Here is a 21,216-nt window from a genome sequence, read left to right on the forward strand (position 1 = left end):
ATTAATCATTAATTAATGTCAACGCATCCATTCAATAACCAACGCGTTTAGTGCCCCCTGCGCATTGCAATAGCAAAGCTGTTTTCGTCCTCGGATAGTTTTTTAACTTTTTACAAAGGAAGCTCCATGCCAACGATCCGCCGCCATGTTTTACGCCGCTATGCAGCCATCGGGCTCTTGGCCTATGCCGCATCCTGGGGGCCGTTGGCATCCGCACAGAGCCAGCCACCGGTGGTGGTCATCGACAGCACAGGCTTTGATTTCTACTCGGCCTACACCGTGGGCGCGAACGAATGGCGTGGCCCGACCTTTACCACCGGTGCGGTTCCAACCCGGATCACGGAGATCACCTTCGGTTTGTCGAGTGGGGACCCGACAACCACAGCCCAACTGCGCCTATTCCAGCTCGATGACAGCAGCGAATTGCCCACCGGCACCGCGCTGGCCACCGCCACGTTGCCCATCGTGACGCCCAATGACGGCGCCAACCTCAACGCCAACACCTATACCGCTGCACAGTTGGGCAGCATCCCCAGCACCACGCTGCTGGCAGGCAAAAAATACGCCTTGATTTTGTCAAGCCCGTCCGGCGGCTATGTCGGTTTGTCCGATAACGACGGGCCTAGCAATGCTTATACGTATGCGGGCGGTTTTTCGACATCAGCTGCGGGCTATGTGGAGACGCTGGACAGCGGGACCACCTGGACCCAGAACAACCAGGTCACCCCTGCGATCAAACTGACCGTGGTGCCCGTCGACGACCCGATTGTGGTGCCCCCGGCTGCCCCCACCCCGGTGCCCACGCTGGGCGCCGTGGGCCTGGTCTCGCTGGTCTCCGTGGTGGGCTGGGTGGGCCTGCGCCGCAGCCGCAAGTCCGCCGTCTAAATCGGCACCCGGGGCGGCGCCCGGCCGGCGCTGCCCCTTATTTCCCGCAATGGACAGGGCGCGGGGCGCGACCGCGCCACGGGATCAGCCGGGGCAACGGTTCATTCGGCTAGAGATGGACAACAGATGGGGTGATGGCCCACCGCCATCATCGGCGCCGTCTGTGCAGCCCGGCACAAGGCAATTGGCATCGGCCCTGCACGGCGATAGCCTTGGCTCCGTCCCCCCACCCGACAGGGGCAGTGCCAAGCCGCTGCAGCGGCTGCAGACATGCGCCACCCTGTCTCACCTATGCGACTGCCAGCCAGCGTTCCCGCTTTTACATGCCTTTTCTTTTGTCATAACAATGACATAGAGAGGCTCACACAGATGCGGGCTTAGTCGCGCGGCATGACCATTTTTCACGGCCGCTCGCCGTGCAGCCACGCCCAGTTGGCCCCTCTGGCAGCGCCCCTATGCGCAGCGGCGCTGCATGTGCGCTGCTGCAGTGCAAAACGCCTCCGCAATAACGCCATTGCTGGCAGCTATAAGCCCTGGGCCAGGCAGCCCCAAGGATATGGCAAAAACCTATTGATAGGTTAGTTTTTATAGTTCATATGAATTGACTGTGCTAGGCTATGTGTTAGATCAATCTTGCATACATTTCTTGCACACATTCTGTGAACTCTCAGAAGGCGCATGCCAACGCCCTGTTAGGAGGTCATCACCATTCATACATCTCATTCGCATTGAGTGGCTAAAGCCCTCCGCCACACCTGTGGCCACTGATGTCTATTTAGACATTTGTTATGAATCACAAATTTATAGTTGTTTTATGCTATTGGAACGTGCTTTATTGCATACCACCTTTGAATGCAAGAAAGCAACCCACCCATTCACTGAAGAGTAGAAATATGAAAATGCCTCTCCTCCCTCGCCGACAACTCGCCGCTATCGCCTTGTTGGCCTGCACCGCTGCCTGGAGTCCCCTGGCCTCGGCACAAACCTCCCCCACCCCCATCGTGGTGGTCGACAGCACCGGATGGGATTACTACTCCACGTACGACGTCAGCGCCACCGAGTGGCGTGGCCCGGCCTTTACCACCGGGGCGGAGCCCGTGTATATCTCAGAAATCACGCTGGGGCTGTCCAATGGCGACCCTTCCGTGCAAGCCATCGTGCAGTTGTACCTGCTGGACGACACGACTGAACTGCCCACAGGCGCAGCATTGGGCACTGCCAGCCTGCCAGTGGTCGTCCCCAATGATGATGCCAACCTCAACCCCAATACCTACACCGCAGCCCAGTTGGGCAGCATCGGGGGCACGCTGCTGCAGCCTCACAAGAAATATGCGCTGATCGTCTCCAACACCTCCGGCGGCACCCTGGCCCTGTCGGACTACAACGGCCTGAGCGACACCAGCTATACCTTTGCCGGTGGTTTTTCGATTGCAGCCGACGGCTATCTGCACACCCCCGACAGCGGCAGCACCTGGGAGAAGCTCGGATTGGTCACTCCCGGCTTTCGCCTGACCGTTGTGCCGGAATCCGTACCTCCGGTGATCGTGGATCCTGTGCTCCCCCCCGCCGCGCCCACCCCCGTGCCCTCCCTGGGCATCCTGGGCTTGGTATCCCTGGCATCCGCGCTGGGGTTGCTGGGCCTGCGTCGCAGCCGAAAGCGGGCTTAACCTTTCCCCCAACGCTCCATGCCAGGTGCCTGGCTGTGCGCTATCGGCTCCTTTCGTTGGCTATGACAATAGCTTCATACAACTTACAAATAGAAAATTGATATGAAAAAACAAATCCTTCCTCCCGCCCGCTATGCGTTGCTCACCGCCTGCCTGCTCACAGGCTTTGCCCAGGCCCAGAGCATCAACTTTACGGGTGATACGGATCCCACCGGCAATATGGGCGCCAGCTACAGTGGAACAGATGTGACCGTGGGCATTACCGGGGTCGGAAGCCTGGACGTGTTATCCGGTGCGGCACTGACCACCACCATCGGAATGAACGTTGGGGGCAGTGCTGGTGCATTTGGTACGGTCACCATTTCTGACGGTTCACAATGGGATACTAAACGCGTGTTGATTGGCACCGCAAGTACGGGTATCGTCCATGTTAAAAACAACGCAAAAGTTACCGCCAGCGATTATGTTTATATTGGCTTTCTCGCTGGAGGCCAGGGATCGGTCATTGTTGATGGCCCAGGATCATCTTTTACCAACGCTGGGACGTATAACGACCAATTTTGGGTAGGCCTTGATGGCGGATCAGGCTCTCTGCGGGTTATCAATGGTGCCACGGCACCATTCGGGAGTCTTTTCACCTCTACCGCTCCAGGCTCCGCAAGTTTTATTGAAGTAGACGGATCCAACTCAAGGCTAGAAGGGACACGGCAATGCAATTTGGGGATTGCAGTCTCGGCCACCGTGCAAATAACCAATGGAGGCACTTTTAAATGTGGAACCATTGCGGACCTGGGCTTTGGCAGTGTTTCACTCAGCGGCGCTGGGTCAAAATGGCAATTGGGCCGATCGCTCGATATAGGGACTCAGAGTCGCATGAGCGATGCTGCATTGACCATTGGAGAAGGTAGCACCGTAGAGGTGACCAACCAGTTGCGACTGCCCAACGTTGCCAACAACACGGCAGCATTGAGCAAAGGCGTGCTTAACATCGAAGGTGCAACCAGTCCAGGTACGTTCAGCGCTGCAGGCATTGTATTTGGCTTGAACGGCCTAGGCCGTATTAACTTTAACCACACCGATGCCTCTGGACATTATCTGTTTGCCACACCCATTAGCGGCCCAGGCACCATTGAAACTAATGCATTGGGAATAACGAGCTTGACCGGGAACAACAGCTATAGCGGCAACACGCATATCAATGCAGGTGTTCTACGCGCAGGCACAGCCACCGGCCTGAGCCCGGCCTCTGATTATCTGGTGACCAGCGGCGGAACGCTCGATACCAATACCTTCAGCGCCACATTCAAAAGCCTGGATAACGGTGGATTGGTAACGATGGCGGCAGGAGGCACCAGCAATGTGCTGACCGTCACCCAAAACTACAGCGGCAATGGCGGTGTGATTGCGATAAACACCGCCTTGGGCGCAGACAGTTCGCCGACCGAAAAACTGGTGGTACAAGGCGACACCAGCGGCAACACCACCTTGAACATCACCAACCTGGGCGGCACGGGAGCTGCCACCACCGGCGACGGCATTATGGTGGTGCAGGTGGATGGTTCATCGAACGGCACCTTTAGCCTGCCCGCGCCTGGCTATGTGGTGGCCGGTGGATTCCGCTATATGCTTGCCAAAGTGGGCAATAACTGGTTTCTGCAGTCGGACGTGCATGTAGAAGCAAGCGGCCCCGAGGCCAGCATGGTTTGCACGCCCGCCGAGCTGAGCGATACGGCCAACCAGGTCGCCACGTGCACCGTCACGCTGACAGCAGCGCCCACGGCCGACCTGCCCATCAACCTGGTGCTGCCGGCGGCCAACCCGCGCTACACGACGACCTGCACATCGCCGATAGTGGTTGCAGCCAATGCCACCCAGGCCAGTTGCACGATTACTGCCACGCCCAACACCACGGCGGGTGACGGCGATGTGAGCCTAGAGCTGGCCATTGCACCGCCTACTACCGCCGACGCCTACACGCCCGCCGGCCCTGCCGCGCAGGTGCTGATCAAGGACGCGGGTGACACCACCCTCCCACCTGTAACGGGAACCCCTACCCCCGTGCCCACGCTAGGCAGCTTGGGCCTGGCTGCGTTGGCGGCGCTGATGGGTGCTGTGGGCCTGCGCCGCAGCCGCAAGACGGTGTAAAAGCACGCATGCGCTAAGCCTGCCCTAGCACTGAGATAACAGCCCCAGGTGCCACCACCTGGGGCTGTGTTGTTTGGGCGCAGGCATGGGGAAGGTTCGCAGGGCTCTGGGGCAGGCATGCCGTGCTGGTGCTGCCCAGCGCCGTGGCCCCTAACCACCAAAAATACAGGCCTTTTCATTTTTTGATTGTGTAAAACTATCAATCATGGGAGGCTGATGGAACCCTGCCTGCGGCGCAGGGCAGCAGCGCGCAGAATAGGTGACCGCACTGCGCAAGCCACCCCGCCAGCGCCTGTTCCATGCCTTCGCTAGTTGATAGCTTCTTACAACCCAACCCATGGAAAATGATGACCAAAAAGCAATACACCTCATCGGCCCAGCACACGCCGCTGTTGAGCGCCCTGCTCGTGGGCGCCTCGCTCTTGGGCGGCCTGCTGCCAGCAGGAGCACAGGCCCAGAGTGTCCACTTCAGCGGTGATGCAAGCCCCCTGGGCGATATGGGGGCCAGCCACCGCGCTACCGACGTGACAGTGGGCCACAGCGGCACGAGCGCACTGGCGATTCTCGCCGGTGGCCAGCTGGAGTCTGACAGCGGAATGGTCAGCGCGCAGGCCGGCAGCGCAGGGACGGTGCGGGTGGAGGGCGCGCAATCGTCCTGGACGGTGGCGGGCGATCTGCTGCTGGGCCAAGCCGGGTCGGCCACGCTCCAGGTGCGCCATGGCGGCAGGGTGTCAAGCCTGCAGACCTTGGAATCAGCAACACTGCCCGGCTCCAGCGCGCTGATCGACGTCGAGGGCGCCAACTCCACACTGCGGGGTGAGGAATGCCTTTTCGCGGGAGAAGGCATGTCGGCGGTGCAGATCCGCGATGGGGGCTTGCTCGACTGCGAGGTCAACGCCCTCTTGTACTTTGGCTCGCTGTCGTTGCGCGGCGCGGAGTCCCAATGGCGGGTGGGCACCCATTTGGAGATCGGTACCTTTGCCGGCCAGGCCGAAACCGCTTTGACCATCGGCGAAGGCGCAGCCGTCAATGTGCGCGATATCCTGTGGCTGTCATCCCCCGCACCGGGCCCCGCCGGCCGCGCAGAGCTGACGATTGAAGGCAGCGGCCGCCCCGGTGCCCTGCAGGTGCACACCTTGGTACTGGGCAATGCGGACGCGAGCGTGCTGAACCTGTACCATAGCGATACCTCGGGTCAGTACCAGCTTGGGCCAGATATATATGGCACCGGTCAGGTGCAGGTCAACGGCACGGGCACCACGGTGCTGACGGGCAACAACAGCTACCAGGGCAGCACGCGCATCAACGCGGGTGTGCTGCGCGCAGGCGGGGCCAACAGCTTGAGCCCGGCCTCCGACTTTGTCGTGGTCTCTGGCGGCACGCTCGATACCAGCGCCTACAGCCCCACGGTGCAGAGCCTGGACAACGGCGGACGGGTCACCCTGGCTGCCGGCGGCACCCGCAGTGTGCTGACCGTCATGCGGAACTACACCGGCCATGGCGGTGTGGTGGAGATGCACACGGCATTGGGCGCCGATGCATCGCCTAGCGCGCAGCTGGTGGTGCGGGGCGACACCAGCGGCGACAGCATCTTGCACATCAATAACCTGGGCGGCGCGGGGGCTGCCACCACGGGTGACGGGATCATGGTGGTGCAGGTCGCTGGGGCTTCGAACGGCACATTCCGCCTGCCCGCACCTGGTTATATGGAGGCAGGTGGATGGCGCTACATGCTGGCCAAGGTGGGCAAGCACTGGTATTTGCAGTCGGACCAGCAGGCGGAAACTGCCGGCCCCGACCCTGACCAGACCCCCAAGCCAACCACAGCGCCTACGCCAGTGCCCACGCTGGGCGCGCTGGGCATGGCCGTGATGGCCACGCTGATGGCGGCTGTGGGCCTGCGCCGCCACCGCAGAACACTGTAAACGGCGCAGGACACAGCGGGCGCTGGCAGCAGCCAACCGTTGTGTACGGGGGCGGGAGCGGGGACGCTTGTGCTGTGTTGGCTCAGCCATTTACCTCGCTTTACAAATAGCTTTTCTCAAACATATAATTAATAACCACTATGCAAAAGCAATACCTCCCTCCCTCGCCCACATCTTGCGCGCTAGCGGCCGGCTGCCCGGCATGGCACAGGCGCAAAGCAGCCCTTTCCATATTGACGCAGCACCCGCCCATGAGGTGGCGCTGCCCTGCTGGCGCAGGGCTCTGGCGGCTGGCTCGCAGTGCGTGTAAGCGGTGGCGGCCAACGGCTTTTGCCCAAGCCCACTGAGCAACCGGCGGATGGCACCAGGCGCTTTTTGCCCGGCAGTGCTTGGTGCTGGCTGATGGGCAGTAGATGGCCGCAGCCTGCCAGCGCTGCACAGATGCCGCCGCCGCGCATGAGGCGCCACATGGTGCGCTGCCGACCGGCAAGGCGACTGCTGCCCGACGGTGCCAAACAGGCTGCCCTCGCCATATCCATTGCCAGAGCTACGCCCTACGCAGCCTACCCGCCTGCATGGCCTTGTGACCATCGGCTTGGCAGGCGCTGCGGTTCCACCTAAAAACAGCATGAAAAAACACCTCAAAACCTGTTGCGCTGGCGCAGCCGCCGGCGTGCTAGGCGCCGCATTCTGCGGGGCGCCTGCCAGCGCCCAGAATGTGACGCTGCCCGTGGTGGTGATGGACAGCACGGCCCTCAGCCGCCAACAAGGCCATACCGTCGATACCCAGCAATGGATGGGCCCGGCCTTCCAAACCGGGGCGGTAGCGACACAGATCAGCGAACTTTCGCTGGGCATGCAGCGACCGGAGTGGATGCCACACCCCTTGCAAAACTGGTGGCCCAGGTCGGAGCGTGACCGCTGGCCATCTGCTGTGGCGGCATCGTCATCGGTCGTGACCACAACGATGGACTTTAAAAGATGTATGCCAGCACGCGCCCATCCACGTGCAGCGTCTTGGGCCTGGGGCACGCAGACCATGGTGGCGGTATTGCGGCTCTACCAGCTCGATGACAGCACGGAGCTGCCCCAGGGTGCGGCGCTGGCCAGCACGACCATCGATGTTGCCGTCTTCGCGCCCAATGACGGGCGCCTCAACACCTACACGGCGGTGCAGCTGGGCAGCGTTGCCCGCACCACGCTCCAGGCGTTTAAAAAATACGCGTTGGTGCTTGCCAGCAAGGACGGTTGCCCGCTGGAGCTGTATGACAACCGAGGACCCGCCAACGCCTATCGCTTTGGGGGCGGCTTCTCGGGCGCAGCCACTGGCTATCTGCGAACCCTCGATGGCGGCACCAATTGGAGCAAGGACGGCACGGTGACACCGGTGGTGCGCATGGCAGTGACAGCGATAGCCCATCAAGGCACTGACCGCGACATGGGCAGCGACAAGGACAGCGACTGGCCCGCAGGGGCCCTGCGCATGCCCGAACTGCCAGCCTGGGCGCAATGGCCATGGGTGGGGCGTTAGGCGGCCCTCTCTATATAGAGGCAGGAAAGCGTGGCTAGGCTGATGGTGCTGCAAGGCCCTCGCTGCAGGCCACAGCCCACGGTGCGCAACCCACGGGATCACCGCCGCTGAGCGCGACCCACCCCAGGGGCACATTCTGCGTGCCCCCTGGCATCCCGGGCAGCGGCGCGCAGTCAATCTCTCAATAGGCCGGCAGCCAACCCCGCCGGGTGGCTGCCGGCCTTTTGGTTGCCGGCTGGAGCAGATTGAAAAGCATGGAGGCAGAGGAACGCCGCCAGGCATAAGGCGATCCCGTACGAAGCAGCCCACCTAGCGCGCCCCCGGCCAAGACTTACAAAAAACTTACATAATACCTAGCTATCACACCAGTTTTTTAATACTTTTAATTTATGATCAGCATTCCTCTGGAGGGAGGAAAAGCGCTTCTCAGGAAGACGACCCTTGGGCCCGCCTTGTGCGGGCCCTTTTTTTGCGCCCGGCGCTGCACAAACGACCGGTAACACCTGTGAGCCTCGGGGTTTGCGCGAGGCCGCCCAGGGTGGACGAAAATGGATCTGGCGTGCCACGGCCAGCCGGGCCGGCCCGTAGGAACATGCCTACAGATTTGTTAACAAAGGTACAAGTACAATTTGTGGCTGATTTTTGCGCCAGTTGCCGCACCCCACCTCTGCCCCCTCCATGCCCCAATCTCCTTCCTCACAGCCGCGCAGCCTGTTCCCTCTGCCGCTGCCCATGCTGCTGGGGTTTGCCGCTGCAGCCATCGCTGCGCTGGTTATCGCCATCGTCAATGTCTACTCAGCCGATGTGCGCGCCCGGGCTGTCACCAGCATTGACCGCATGACAGCGGCGATGCGCCAGCTCAATGAATTCTCGGCGTCGCTCAAGGATGCGGAAACGGGGCAGCGCGGCTTTTTGCTGACCGGCGACCCGGCCTACCTGCAGCCCTACCAGCGCGCGCAAGATGCGCTGGAGGCGCAGCTCAAGGGCCTGGCGGCCAGCAATAACAGCGCGCCGCTGCGCCAGGAACGGGTGCAGGCCATTGATGCGCTGGCCCACCAAAAGCTGGCCGAGCTGGAGACCACGATCGAGCTCAAGCAGGCGGGCCGGGGCGATGAGGCGCTGGCGATGGTGCGCACCGACAAGGGCAAGCTGGTGATGGACAGCCTCAACAACGAGGTCAGCAGCCTGTACCTGCTGCAGAACAACGAGCTCGATCTGCGCCGCCGCGCCTGGGAGCAGGCGGCCATCACCTCCACCTACATCTCCTGGGGTGGATCGGTGGTGATGCTGCTGCTGGTGCTGGCGTCCGCTGCGGTGTCGATGCGGGAGTTCCGCACCAAGGCGCGCCAGGCCTGGGTGGCCGATGGCCTGGCAGGCCTGAACCAGAGCCTGCAAGGCGACCACCGGCTCGAAGAAGTGGGCGCACGCGCGCTGGAGTTTTTGGCCAGCTACCTGGGCGCACGCGTGGGCGCTGGCTATGCCCGCCACGGCATGGACGACCGCTACCAGCTGTTTGGCGGCTACGCGCTGCCCCCCGATGTACTGCAGGCCCACTTGCTGGCCGGCGAAGGCCTGGCAGGCCAGGTGCTGCGCAGCGGCAAACTGCTGAAGGTGGGGGGTCTGGACCAGAGCCACCTCAAGATCACCTCGAGCCTGGGCCAGTCGCAGCCTTTGGAACTGGTGCTGGCCCCTGCGGTGGAGAATGGCAAGGTCCATGCCTTGATCGAGCTGGGCTTTGCCCGCCCAGTGCAACAGGCGGAGCTGGACCTGCTGGCAGGCGCATCGTCCATCCTGGCGGTGGCAGTGCGCTCGGCGATCGACCGCTCGCGCCTGGAGAACCTGCTGGAAGAAACCCGCCAGCAGGCCGAAGAGCTGCTGGTGCAGCAAGAGGAGATGCGCGCCAGCAACGAGGAGCTGGAGCAGCAAAGCCAGGCGCTGCAGCGCTCGCAGGCGCAGATGGAGCAGCAGCAGTCAGAGCTCGAGCAGACCAATGTATACCTGGAAGAGCAGACGCAAAAGCTCGAGCACCAGCGCGAGCAGCTGCTGCGCGCCAAGGATGCGCTGACCGACAAGGCGCGCGAGCTCGAAGTGGCCAGCCAGTACAAGAGCGAGTTTTTGGCCAATATGAGCCATGAGCTGCGCACGCCGCTGAACTCGACCCTGATCCTGGCCAAACTGCTGGGCGACAACAAGCTGGGCAACCTGACCGGCGAGCAAGTCAAGTACGCACAGACCATCTATGCGGCCGGCAATGATTTGCTGGCGCTGATCAACGATATTCTGGACCTGGCCAAGATTGAAGCTGGCCAGGCCAATGTGGTGCTCGAGCCCGTGAACCTGGGCACCGCGATGCAGTCGCTCATCGAGCCGCTGCGTCCGCTGGCCCAGCAAAAGGGGCTGGCGCTGAGCTGCCATATTGCCCCGGGTGTGCCTGCCTATGCGCAGACCGACAGCCTGCGCCTGGGCCAGATTCTGAAAAACCTGCTGTCCAACGCGATCAAGTTCACCGACCGGGGCAGCGTGAGCCTGCAGCTGTCGCAAAGCCAGCCGGGCACCTTGAGCTTTGCGGTGCAGGACACGGGCATCGGCATCCCCGAGCACCAGCAGCAGCTGATTTTTGAGGCATTCCAGCAGGCCGATGGCAGCACCCACCGCAAGTACGGCGGCACGGGCCTGGGTCTGTCAATTGCCCGTGACCTGGCGCAGCTGCTGGGCGGCCAGGTGACCGTGCAAAGCACGCCGGGGCAAGGCAGCGTGTTCAGCTTTCATATGCCGCTGGTGGCAGCGGCTGCGCCCGCCGCCGAGGTGCCAGTGCCGCCCAAGGCTGCCGATGCGCTACGCGCTGTGCAGCCGCCGCTGAGCGCACCGGTCAAGACGATCGCACCGGCTGCTGCGCCCCGCGCCATGGCGCCAATGCCGTCCAACACGGCCGTCGCCACGGCCAATGCCGCCACGGCCGTTGTCACCCCCAGCGCAACAACGGCTGCCTCTGCTACGGCGGCTGAGCTGGCCCTGCCCACCATCATCCAGGGCCGCCATCTGCTGGTGGTGGAGGACGACCCGCGCTTTGCCGACATTCTGCAAGAGCTGGCGCGCGAGATGGGCTTTAGCTGCCAGGTGGCGCGCAATGCGTCCGATGGCCTGGCCGCAGCGCTGCAGTTTTTGCCCAATGCGATTGTGCTGGACATCAACCTGCCCGACTTCTCCGGTCTGGGCGTGTTGGACCAGCTCAAGCGCAACCCCAGCACGCGCCATATCCCGGTGCACATCGTCTCGGTGGCCGATTACTCGCAAGAAGCGCTGGTGCGCGGCGCGCTGGGCTACGCGTTGAAGCCGGTGCAGCGCGAGGAGCTGGCCCAGGCCTTGAAGCGGCTGGAGGCCAAGTTCACCCAGAACATCCACCGCGTGCTGCTGGTCGAAGACGACGAGCGCCAGCGCGACAGCGTGCACAGCCTGCTGGGCAACAGCGAGGTCGATGTGGTCTGCGCCGCCACCGCCACCCAGGCGCTGGAGTACCTGGCCCAGGGCACCTATGACTGCATGATCATGGACCTGAACCTGCCCGACATGAGCGGCTTTGCGCTGCTCGAGCGCATGTCCGAGCAGGACGGCGTGTCCTTCCCGCCGGTGATCGTCTACACGGGCCGGGCGCTGTCGCGCGATGAAGAGTTGCAGCTGCGCCGCTTCTCGCACTCGATCATCATCAAGGATGCGCGCTCGCCCGAGCGCCTGCTCGATGAGGTCACCTTGTTCCTGCACCAGGTGGAGTCTCGCCTGTCGCCCGAGCACCAGCAGATGCTGGCCCAGGCCCGCAGCCGCGAGGCCGCGCTGGAAGGGCGCAAGGTGCTGGTGGTGGAGGACGATGTGCGCAATGTGTTTGCGCTGACCAGCATTCTGGAGCCCACCGGCATTGCCGTGGACATTGCCCGCAATGGCCGCGAGGCGCTCGAGGTGCTGGACCGCGAGGACAGTGCGGTGGACCTGGTCTTGATGGACATCATGATGCCCGAGATGGATGGCTATACCGCCATGCGCGAGATTCGCAGCCGCGCGCATTTGAGGCGCCTGCCCATCATTGCGCTGACCGCCAAGGCCATGAAGGACGACCAGGAAAAATGCCTGGCCGCCGGTGCCAACGATTACATCGCCAAACCACTGGACGTGGAGAAACTGCTGTCCCTGGTGCGCGTCTGGATGCCCAAATAAAGCCCCATGCCGTTACGCAAAAAGGCCGAGATTGCCGAGATTGAGCAGCGCTTGCTGCTCGACGGTATTTATTACCGTTACCACTATGATTTTCGCGGTTATGCGCAGGGATCGATCAAACGCGGGCTGGAGGCGGCACTCGCCGCCTTTGGCTGCAAAACACTGTCGCAGTTGCAGGACCGGATCATGCATGACCCCTCGGCGTTTACCGCGCTGTTGGGGTACCTGACGGTACAGGTCAGCGATATGTTCCGCGACCCAGCCTATTTTGCGGCGCTGCGCCGCGAGGTGGTGCCGCTGTTGCGCACCTACCCCTCGCTCAAGATCTGGGTGGCCGGCTGCAGCACCGGCGAAGAGGTGTACTCGCTGGCCATCTTGCTGCACGAAGAAGGCCTGCTCGAGCGCAGCCTGATCTATGCGACCGACATCAACTCGCAGGCGCTGCGTGTGGCCGAACAAGGCATTTTTGGCATTGAGCGGGCCGAGTCGTTCTCCGCCAATTATTTGAAATCCGGTGGCAAACGATCGCTCGCCGATTATTACACCGCGCATTACGGCCATATCGTGCTGGACAAAGAGCTGCGCAAGAACGTGGTATTTGCCGACCACAGCCTGGCGACCGACAGCGTATTTGCCGAGATGCATTTGATATCGTGCCGCAATGTACTGATTTACTTTGATACCGACTTGCAAAACCGCGCGCTGGATCTTTTCCGGCAGTCATTATGCCATCGCGGCTTTTTGGGTTTGGGTATGAAAGAATCGCTGCGATTTTCCAACCAGGCGCCGGCATTTGAAGATGTGGCGGTGGTTGAGAAGATATACCAGAAGAAACCCAGCATTGATTAGTTTAAAAATACCCGCCCAGCAGATGGTGATGCAGTCGCACACCATGGGCCCTAGCTTTTGACTTGTAGCGCCATGAAGACCATAGACGGCATCAAATGCCTGATTGTTGATGACATCCCGCAGAACCTGGTCGCCCTCGAAGCGCTGCTCCAGCGCGAGGGTGTGCAGTTTCTCAAGGCCCATTCGGCGCGCGAGGCGCTTGAGTTGCTGCTGCAGCACAACGATGTGGCGCTGGCCCTCTTGGATGTGCAGATGCCGGAGATGAACGGCTTTGACCTGGCCGCGCTGATCCGGGGCAGCGAGCGCACGCGCCATATTCCGCTGATCTTCATGACCGCGGGCACGCACGAGCAGAACTGGCAGTTCCAGGGCTATGAGAGCGGCGCGGTGGATTTCCTGTACAAGCCCATCGACCCGGACATGCTCAGCGCCAAGGTGAACATCTTCTTTGAGCTGCACCGCCGCAAGCAGGAGCTGGCCCAGCAATTGCAAGAGCGCACCGAGGCGCTGCGCGTCAACGAGATGTTCATGGCGGTGCTCAGCCACGACCTGCGCAACCCCTTGCAGACCATCAAGATGACGGCGAGCCTGCTCAAGCGCCAGACCGACGCGAGCAAGAACGAAGAGCTGGCCGAGCGCCTGCTGGGCAACAGCCAGCGCATGGCCCGCATGGTGGACGATTTGCTCGATGTGACGCGCATCCGCCAGGCCGGCGGCCTGCGCCTGAGCCTGGCCGACATGGACCTGGCCCGCCAGTGCGAGGCCGCGGTGGAAGATGCTCGCCAGTGCAGCGCAGAGCGCCATTTGCACTACCAGGCCCAGGGCGACACCCAGGGCCGCTGGGACAGCGAGCGCCTGGCCCAGGTGGTGAGCAATATTCTGGGCAATGCCTTAAAGCACGGCGCGGCTGATGCGCCGATCCGCGTGCGCCTGGATGGCAGCCAGCCCGCAGAGGTATTGCTGGTGATCGAGAACGGGGGAAGCATTCCCGCGGCTTTGCTGCCCGATCTGTTCAAGCCGTTTCGGGGTGGCGAGCGCCAACCCGGACAAAGCGAAGGACTGGGCCTGGGGCTCTACATTGCCCAGCAGATTGCCCAGGCGCATGGTGGCGCCATCCACGTGCAATCGGCCGAAGGCCAGACCCGCTTTGAGATCCGGCTGCCGCGCCAGCCACTGGCGCCGAACCGCCAGGCGGTGCTGTGAAGGCCCACGGACCGGCCGCACGCTATAGGTTTTATGGATCAAAGTGGCGGCCTGCTGCGTCCATCCCCCAAAAGCAGAAGGACGGCACAGCCGTCCTTCTTGGCATTGCAGCGCCTGGGTTCAGCGCTTACTGCAGCGTGGCATTGGGGCGCTGGGCCTCGATCTGGCCGAGCAGCGCTTCAAGCTCTTCAATCTCAAAAGGCTTGAGCAAGGTGCGCACGTTCGGGCCCCACTGCGCGGGGTAGTGGCCCAGGTCGTAGCCGGTGCACAGCACGATCCAGCGCAGCGGCGCTTGCTTGAGCAACGACTGGGCCAGCTCAGTGCCCGATTGGCCGGGCAGGCTGACATCGGTCACCACCAGGTCAAACGGCGCCTGCGCGTCGAGCTGCAGCGCTTCTTCCGCATTGGCGCAACAGGTGATGCTGCGGCCCGGCCCTTCCATGAGGCAGCCGATCGTCTCGCGCAGTTCCTCATTGTCTTCGATATAGACTATTTTCATTGCAAATCCAATAACAAAAGATTATTGCAATAAAACTATTGCAGACGGTGTTTTGAACCAAGGAATTTATCCTTGTAGGACATTTTCTTTTAATGCCGCTGCAATATACCACATTGGCTGAATCAGCAAAATTTCCATGCTAGAACAAGGCCCTGAAAAATCGGTCTCAGTACTTGTAGTCCTACACTGACAACGTCCGTTTGCACCCACCCACAACGCGTTTGCAAACCATGGTTAAACTAAGGCTCTAGCCATTGAGGTTTTTGAAAAAGGTATTTACCCGACCATTGAGGCAGGTCAATACCCGGTATCAAATTTATAATTTAGCGATACGGCTCTGGATATTCTCGCAGTGAATAATATAGTTATTATCTGCATTTTTTTGATAATCACGGCCGCTTGTGCTGTCACCTGTGGTTATCCGATCCGGTTGCGCAGTTTCAAAAAAGACCGCGAGCCAGTCAGCCAAAGCTGCGCTGCCGCTACCAAGGAAGACCAATGATCAACGTAGGACTTGTCGATGACCACGCCATCGTTCGCTCCGGCCTGAAGCAATTTCTCGCGGATTTCGTAGATATCCGCGTCGTGGGAGAAGCATCCAATGGCCGTGAAGCCATTGACCTGGTGCGCAATGAATCCGTGGACGTGCTGGTGATGGATCTGTCCATGCCCGGCCAAAGCGGTATCGACGCGCTGACCATGCTGCGCGCCAAGGAGCCCGACATGGGCATCCTGATCCTGAGCGGCTACCCGGCTGAGCACTATGCGATCAACCTGATCCGCCAAGGGGTCAACGGCTACCTGAACAAGGAGTGCGACCCGAGTGAGATTGTCGAGGCGATTCGCACCATCTCGCTGGGCAAGCGCTACCTGACCCCGATGGTTGCCAATCTGCTGGCCCAGCAACTGGGCCGCAAGGACGATGCCCCGCCGCATGAGCACCTGTCCGAGCGCGAGTTCCAGGTCTTCCTCAAACTCGCCCAGGGCGAGACCGCGAGCAATGTGGCCGAGCAGCTGTCGCTGAGCGTCAAGACCGTGAGTACCTATCGCACCCGCTTGATGGAGAAGATGACCCTGAACTCCAACAGCGATCTGACCTACTACGCGTTAAAGAATGGTTTGATCAGCTGATCGCCTGTCCTTCGCGCGTCACAGCCGCCTCTGCACGCCACCTTCGGGTGGCGTTGGCTTTTGTGGGCGCGTATGCAGCGCGGGTACATCGTCTGCGCAGTAGCGGCAAGGCGCCAGCGGGCAGCGCAGCCTGGTGTGGCGCGCCCACCCTCCCGAGCCAGCAGTGCGGCCTGCTGCCTTTTTTCACCAGGTCGCCGCATCACCGCCTTGTCGCCCGCGCTCCGGGACTTTTGGTCAGCGTGCGCTGATTGCGCCCTACACTGAGGGCCTGCTACTGGGCCATTGCGGCCTGGTGGCATGACTTGCCCGCTGCACGCCGCGTACCAGCATCTCCATGGCCAGCCTGCGCCCAGGCCGTTGTGGGCGGCTTTGCCCCTTATCGCCTATCGCCGGTTCGCGGATCGGCACGACTGCAAAGTTCTGGCCACCAACAGCTGAGTTGCAGCGGCCGCGTGGCTCACCTTCATCGGCAGGCAGCCAGGCGGCACCGTTCAGAACACAAGGAAATACACCATGGCCATCCATATTGAAACCCCCGTTATCGCATCGCGGGCACTGTCGTTGCGCACAGGCAAAGACGTGCGCCTGAAACTGGAGACCTTGCAGCCCAGCGGCTCGTTCAAGACGCGTGGCATCGGCCACGCCTGCGAGATCTACCGATCGCGCGGTGCCAAGCGCTTCATATCCTCATCGGGCGGCAATGCCGGGTATGCCGTGGCCTATGCCGGCCGCATGCTGCAGACCCCGGTGACCGTGGTGGTACCTGCCTCCACATCGCCGCGCGCCCAGGACCTGATCCGCTCCGAAGGGGCCGAGGTCATCGTGCACGGCGCATCGTGGATGGAGGCCCATGCCCATGCCCAGCAGCTGATGACGGCCAGCGATGCCTTTTTGCACCCCTTTGATGACCCCTTTCTCTGGACCGGCCACGCTACGATGATCGACGAGCTGGCACGGCAAGGCGAGCGCCCGGACCTGGTGATCTGTTCGGTGGGCGGCGGCGGACTGCTATGCGGTGTGGTGGAGGGACTGCAGCGCAATGGCTGGGGCGCCGTGCCAGTCCTTGCCGCCGAGACAGCAGGCGCTGAGTCATTGGCCAAGGCGATGGAAGCCGGCGCGCCCACCTTGCTGCCCGGCATCACCTCCATTGCCACCTCGCTGGGCGCACGCCAGGTCTGCGACCGCGCATTGGCGCTGACCCGGGAGCACCGCATCGAGAGCGTGGTCGTACCAGATGCTGCCGCCGTAGCCGCCTGCGAAGAGGTGCTGCTGGAGCACCGCATGCTGGTCGAGCCCGCCTGCGGCGCATCGGTGGCGGCGCTGCACAGCGCGTCGCCCCTGCTGCAGCAAGCCCAGTCCGTGGTGGTCATTCTCTGCGGCGGCGTCGGCATTACCGCGCGCCAGCTCGCCCAGTGGAGCGCCGAGTTTGCGAGCTGATAGGCGGTGACTGAGGCCATGCTTGCTGGGCGCGGCTGACAAGCCATGGGATCAGCAGATCCACCGCTGGGGAAGGTCTGCAAAACCACGGCATTCAGATCGACCTGTCAGCTCGATGCCGATTTGCCTGCCATGACGCAGCTTTGTCGCCAGATTTCAAACCGCATTGACGGCTTTTAACCCGTGTGGAGCACCTGCAGGCGCACCCATGCCGGCACCCCCTTCAACTTCCTTCGCACAAACCACAGATTGGCCAGCGCCAACATCGTCTGCAGCTTGTTGTCGTTCTTGGCGATGACTGGGTAGCGCAGCTTGTTGAATCCAAACTGCTGCTTGATCACACGGAACGGGTACCCCATTTTGGCTCACATGCTGGGTTTGGTTTGCTCGTATTTCTCTTTCAACAATACCAGCGGGGTGCTTACATCGAGCTTCTTACGCAGGCCTTTGCCCACGGCAATGTACCACCTCACTTGCCGACTGGAAGCTTGCAGAGTTTCCCTAGCGCGACAATATGCTTAGACTTAGTATTCAACACTTCATTTTTTTCCTGAATCCAACCAAAATAGCTACACCAAAGATGAACGAAAGTGTAAAAATCATCCAATGATTCAATGCAGGCACGCGTTTTATAATAGGTTGTGTATTAATTGAAGCCTCATAAGAAATGGCATTATTTGCTGATTCCGGATCTGGAGTTGCGCTGCCTGCAGTGATCGTTGCTGTCATAGAGCCCGTAGCAGGAGCTACAAAGCTCACGTTGCAAGAGATCGCGCTGGATGCAGGTAGTGGAGTAGCAGTGGGGACGGCGGGTGTACAGCTAGTCGTTGCACCTGCTGGAAGTCCGGAAATTCCACATGTTGCAGAGTCCGCTGCACTGGGTCCTGCATTCAGGCAAGCAATGGTGCCAGCAACTGTTTGCCCAGCAGTGACATTCGCAGGCAGCGAAGAACTTGCCTGCATATCGGCAGCGGGCATGATCACTGCGTTATAGGAGACTGCATTGTTGGCAGGAAGTGGATCTGCAGTTGCACTTCCCGCAGTGATCGTAGCTGTCATAGAGCCCGTAGCAGGAGCTACAAAGCTCACGTCGCAAGAGATTGCGCCGGATACAGTGAGTGGCGTCGCAGTGGGGACGGCGGGTGTACAGCTCGTCGTTGCACCTGCTGGAAGTCCGGAAATTCCACATGTTGCAGAGTCCGCTGCACTGGGTCCTGCATTCAGGCAAGCAATGGTGCCAGCAACTGTTTGCCCAGCAGTGACATTCGCAGGCAGCAAAGAACTTGCCTGCATATCGGCAGCGGGCGTGATCACTGCGTTATAGGAGACTGCATTGTTGGCAGGAAGTGGATCTGCAGTTGCACTGCCCGCAGTGATCGTTGCTGTCATAGAGCCCGTAGCAGGAGCTACAAAGCTCACGTCGCAAGAGATCGCGCCGGATACAGTGAGTGGCGTCGCCGTGGGGACGGCGGGTGTACAGCTCGTCGTTGCACCTGCTGGAAGCCCAGAAATATCACATGTTGCAGAGTCCGCTGCACTGGGTCCGGCATTCAGGCAAGCAATGGTGCCAGTAACTGTTTGCCCGGCAGTGACATTAGCAGGCAGCAAAGAACTTGCCTGCATATCGGCAGCGGGCGTGATCACTGCGTTATAGGAGACTGCATTATTTGAGGTAAGTGGATCTGCAGTTGCGCTGCCCGCAGTGATCGTTGCTGTTATAGAGCCCGTAGCAGGAGCTACAAAGCTCACGCCGCAAGAGATCGCGCCGGATACAGTGAGTGGCGTCGCCGTGGGGACGGCGGGTGTACAGCTCGTCGTTGCACCCGCTGGAAGCCCAGAAATATCACATGTTGCAGAGTCCGCTGCACTGGGTCCTGCATTCAGGCAAGCAATGGTGCCAGCAACTGTTTGCCCAGCAATGACATTCGCAGGCAGCGAAGAACTTGCTTGCATGTCGGCAGCGGGCGTGACTTCTAGATGATTCGATGTATTTGGAAGTGGGGGGTTAATAAATTCGTGCAGGCTTATATTATTCTCGTTATTCTGATAAATGCCAGCAGTAGAGGCCATCACGGGCACTGTTATTGTGCATGATGCCATCCCATTAGACAAGCTGCTGGTAATCGAAATGGAATTAGCTCCTATTGGCGCTAAAACATCTGTCGAAGCTGTGGGGCAGGTAGTGATCGGAACTCCTGAAACAGTGAGACCTGGGGAGAGTGTATCCGTGAAACCCCAACCTTCCTTTGCCAGCAAATCACTGGTATTCGTGATCGTGAAGACTATGTTGGTCGAATTACCCATCGCTACCAACGGCGGATCGAATGCATTGTCAAGTTGAGGAGTGGCATCCAAAATTTTTGGATTATCGAATGCGAAATCATTGCCATTTCCAGACCCCTGGGCATTACGAATAATATATCCAACTGATCTTCCAGCAAATTTAAATGCTGCGGGAGAATTTAAAATTCCGGCGACTGCAGTACCGACAAGATTACCTTCTAGTGCACTCACTGGCACTCTAGAACCATTAGCACAGACATCCACAGCATCAGGTGAAATATTCTCCTCTATACCATCCTGATCAACAAATGAAAAGCGCAATAATGGACGCCCTGATTGACAGTTGAGTGCAGCCGCATCTATTGAAGTCAATAGAAATCGTTTACTCGCAACCAAGGGGATATTACCTTCTGTTCTGAGAATTATTAAGTCAGAACCGGGATCTCCAGTCGTAAATGCAGTTACTGCATAATTGTTGCGAGAAGTTGTATTTATGTCTTGACCTCTCAAAATCCCTAGTGCTTGACTCAGCTGCTGTGAGAAGTTCCAACTGCCTTTGTGACCTGTACAGGCAGCTATTCCTACTGTTGAGTTAGGATTTTGATTGTATGCAGCCAAAATTCCATTGCACATTTTCGACGGACTTGTCCAAGGCGGGTCAGCCGTGTAAGCCTGGTTGACAGGATTCAAGCCTGTATAGCCAAGCAAATCAGTGACATCCGACGTTAGAGTCGGGGTTGGTAAATTTTGAAAATCCTCGCTCCATACCACTAACGGATCAGCTGGTACGCCTGGTGCGGCCACAGCGGGAAGATTACAAATACAGCCAATCGACATAAAAAGAGGTGAGATAATAAATTTAATGTGATTTTTCATCATTTAATCCTCTCATATTTTCAAAAAATATAAAGCTCATTTAGCGCAGCCTATAGAACGCCTGCTAAAGCCCAAAGAAATATTCCTGGTGGAAGATGGCATTTTTAAATGAAGTAATCATATGAATTCATAGGCATTTATCCTCGCTACCTCAAATTTGAAGTGCAACACCTGAGCCCCCGCCGACTTGCACAGATAACCTCACGACACACGCGCTTGCAGCCTGAATATCGGCTGACTGCGCCTTCCCTTTTGGCAGCCCTCATAGGTGTTGCGGCTGCCAAGTGCACAATGAGAGCTCCAGTGGCCGCCATCAGGAGAAAATACTTTCAACCCACAGCTATCTATACGGTCGTCTCTACACTGCTGGTTCATCAACACGAAAGGCTAAGAGCTGCCAGCAAATACAAAGAATTGTTGACTATCGCCAGCCAGTGCCAAAATGGGATTATCTGCCACTGCCTGTGTATGTGTGTTTAACTAACGGCTTGTTCTTTTTTAAAACGCGATCAAAATCAATACTCCACCCGATGCCCGCACCGGATGATTAGTCGCAGGCTGCAGGTTTCAGCGACTCAA

The 21,216-nt window shown here is 59.9% G+C and carries 13 protein-coding genes; 10 read left to right on the top strand and 3 right to left on the bottom strand.

All coding sequences use genetic code 11. The annotated features are described in order from the left end of the window. Positions 1-126: 126 nt before the first annotated feature. The 8 genes from F0Q04_RS16905 to F0Q04_RS16940 all read left to right on the top strand — a co-directional run bounded on the left by F0Q04_RS16905 (position 127) and on the right by F0Q04_RS16940 (position 14,411). The gene (locus tag F0Q04_RS16905) at positions 127-885 is read left to right on the top strand and encodes a hypothetical protein (protein ID WP_182342279.1); all 759 of its coding nucleotides are present in this window, start codon (positions 127-129) and stop codon (positions 883-885) included. A gap of 893 nt (positions 886-1,778) precedes the next feature. Continuing rightward, positions 1,779-2,552, top strand: coding sequence for a choice-of-anchor R domain-containing protein (locus tag F0Q04_RS16910; protein WP_182342282.1), 774 nt, complete (start codon positions 1,779-1,781; stop codon positions 2,550-2,552). 102 nt (positions 2,553-2,654) lie between these two features. After that, positions 2,655-4,697 (top strand): IPTL-CTERM sorting domain-containing protein, encoded by a 2,043-nt coding sequence (locus tag F0Q04_RS16915; protein ID WP_182342285.1) that lies wholly within the window; start codon positions 2,655-2,657, stop codon positions 4,695-4,697. 347 nt (positions 4,698-5,044) lie between these two features. After that, entirely contained in the window at positions 5,045-6,622 is a 1,578-nt protein-coding gene (locus F0Q04_RS16920; RefSeq protein ID WP_182342288.1) for an IPTL-CTERM sorting domain-containing protein, read from the top strand. 628 nt (positions 6,623-7,250) lie between these two features. Then, positions 7,251-8,153 (top strand): hypothetical protein, encoded by a 903-nt coding sequence (locus F0Q04_RS16925; protein WP_182342291.1) that lies wholly within the window; start codon positions 7,251-7,253, stop codon positions 8,151-8,153. Positions 8,154-8,831: 678 nt separating this feature from the next. Next, positions 8,832-12,359 (top strand): response regulator, encoded by a 3,528-nt coding sequence (locus F0Q04_RS16930; RefSeq protein ID WP_182342294.1) that lies wholly within the window; start codon positions 8,832-8,834, stop codon positions 12,357-12,359. Positions 12,360-12,365: 6 nt separating this feature from the next. Beyond that, a complete protein-coding gene (locus tag F0Q04_RS16935; protein WP_116924269.1) occupies positions 12,366-13,208 on the top strand; it encodes a CheR family methyltransferase in 843 nt (280 codons plus the stop codon). 72 nt (positions 13,209-13,280) lie between these two features. Continuing rightward, positions 13,281-14,411, top strand: coding sequence for a hybrid sensor histidine kinase/response regulator (locus tag F0Q04_RS16940; protein WP_182342298.1), 1,131 nt, complete (start codon positions 13,281-13,283; stop codon positions 14,409-14,411). Positions 14,412-14,538: 127 nt separating this feature from the next. Here F0Q04_RS16940 and F0Q04_RS16945 read toward each other — a convergent pair whose 3' ends face one another. Next, positions 14,539-14,910, bottom strand: coding sequence for a response regulator (locus F0Q04_RS16945; RefSeq protein WP_182342301.1), 372 nt, complete (start codon positions 14,908-14,910; stop codon positions 14,539-14,541). A gap of 498 nt (positions 14,911-15,408) precedes the next feature. Between F0Q04_RS16945 and F0Q04_RS16950 the strand changes: the two genes are divergently transcribed. Beyond that, entirely contained in the window at positions 15,409-16,041 is a 633-nt protein-coding gene (locus tag F0Q04_RS16950; RefSeq protein WP_116924272.1) for a response regulator transcription factor, read from the top strand. A gap of 513 nt (positions 16,042-16,554) precedes the next feature. Beyond that, positions 16,555-17,478: a pyridoxal-phosphate dependent enzyme gene (locus F0Q04_RS16955; RefSeq protein WP_182342304.1), complete on the top strand. Its 924-nt coding sequence runs from the start codon at positions 16,555-16,557 to the stop codon at positions 17,476-17,478. 176 nt (positions 17,479-17,654) lie between these two features. On the opposite strand, the gene F0Q04_RS16960 is transcribed toward F0Q04_RS16955, so the two are convergent. Next, positions 17,655-17,837 carry a hypothetical protein gene (locus tag F0Q04_RS16960; protein WP_182342307.1) on the bottom strand — a complete coding sequence of 61 codons (183 nt, stop codon included), beginning with the start codon at positions 17,835-17,837 and terminating at the stop codon, positions 17,655-17,657. Positions 17,838-18,009: 172 nt separating this feature from the next. Continuing rightward, entirely contained in the window at positions 18,010-20,637 is a 2,628-nt protein-coding gene (locus F0Q04_RS16965) for a hypothetical protein (protein WP_182342309.1), read from the bottom strand. Positions 20,638-21,216: the final 579 nt, after the last annotated feature.

Origin of the sequence: Comamonas koreensis, from assembly GCF_014076495.1 — a bacterium.
GTDB classification, from domain to species: domain Bacteria; phylum Pseudomonadota; class Gammaproteobacteria; order Burkholderiales; family Burkholderiaceae_C; genus Comamonas; species Comamonas squillarum.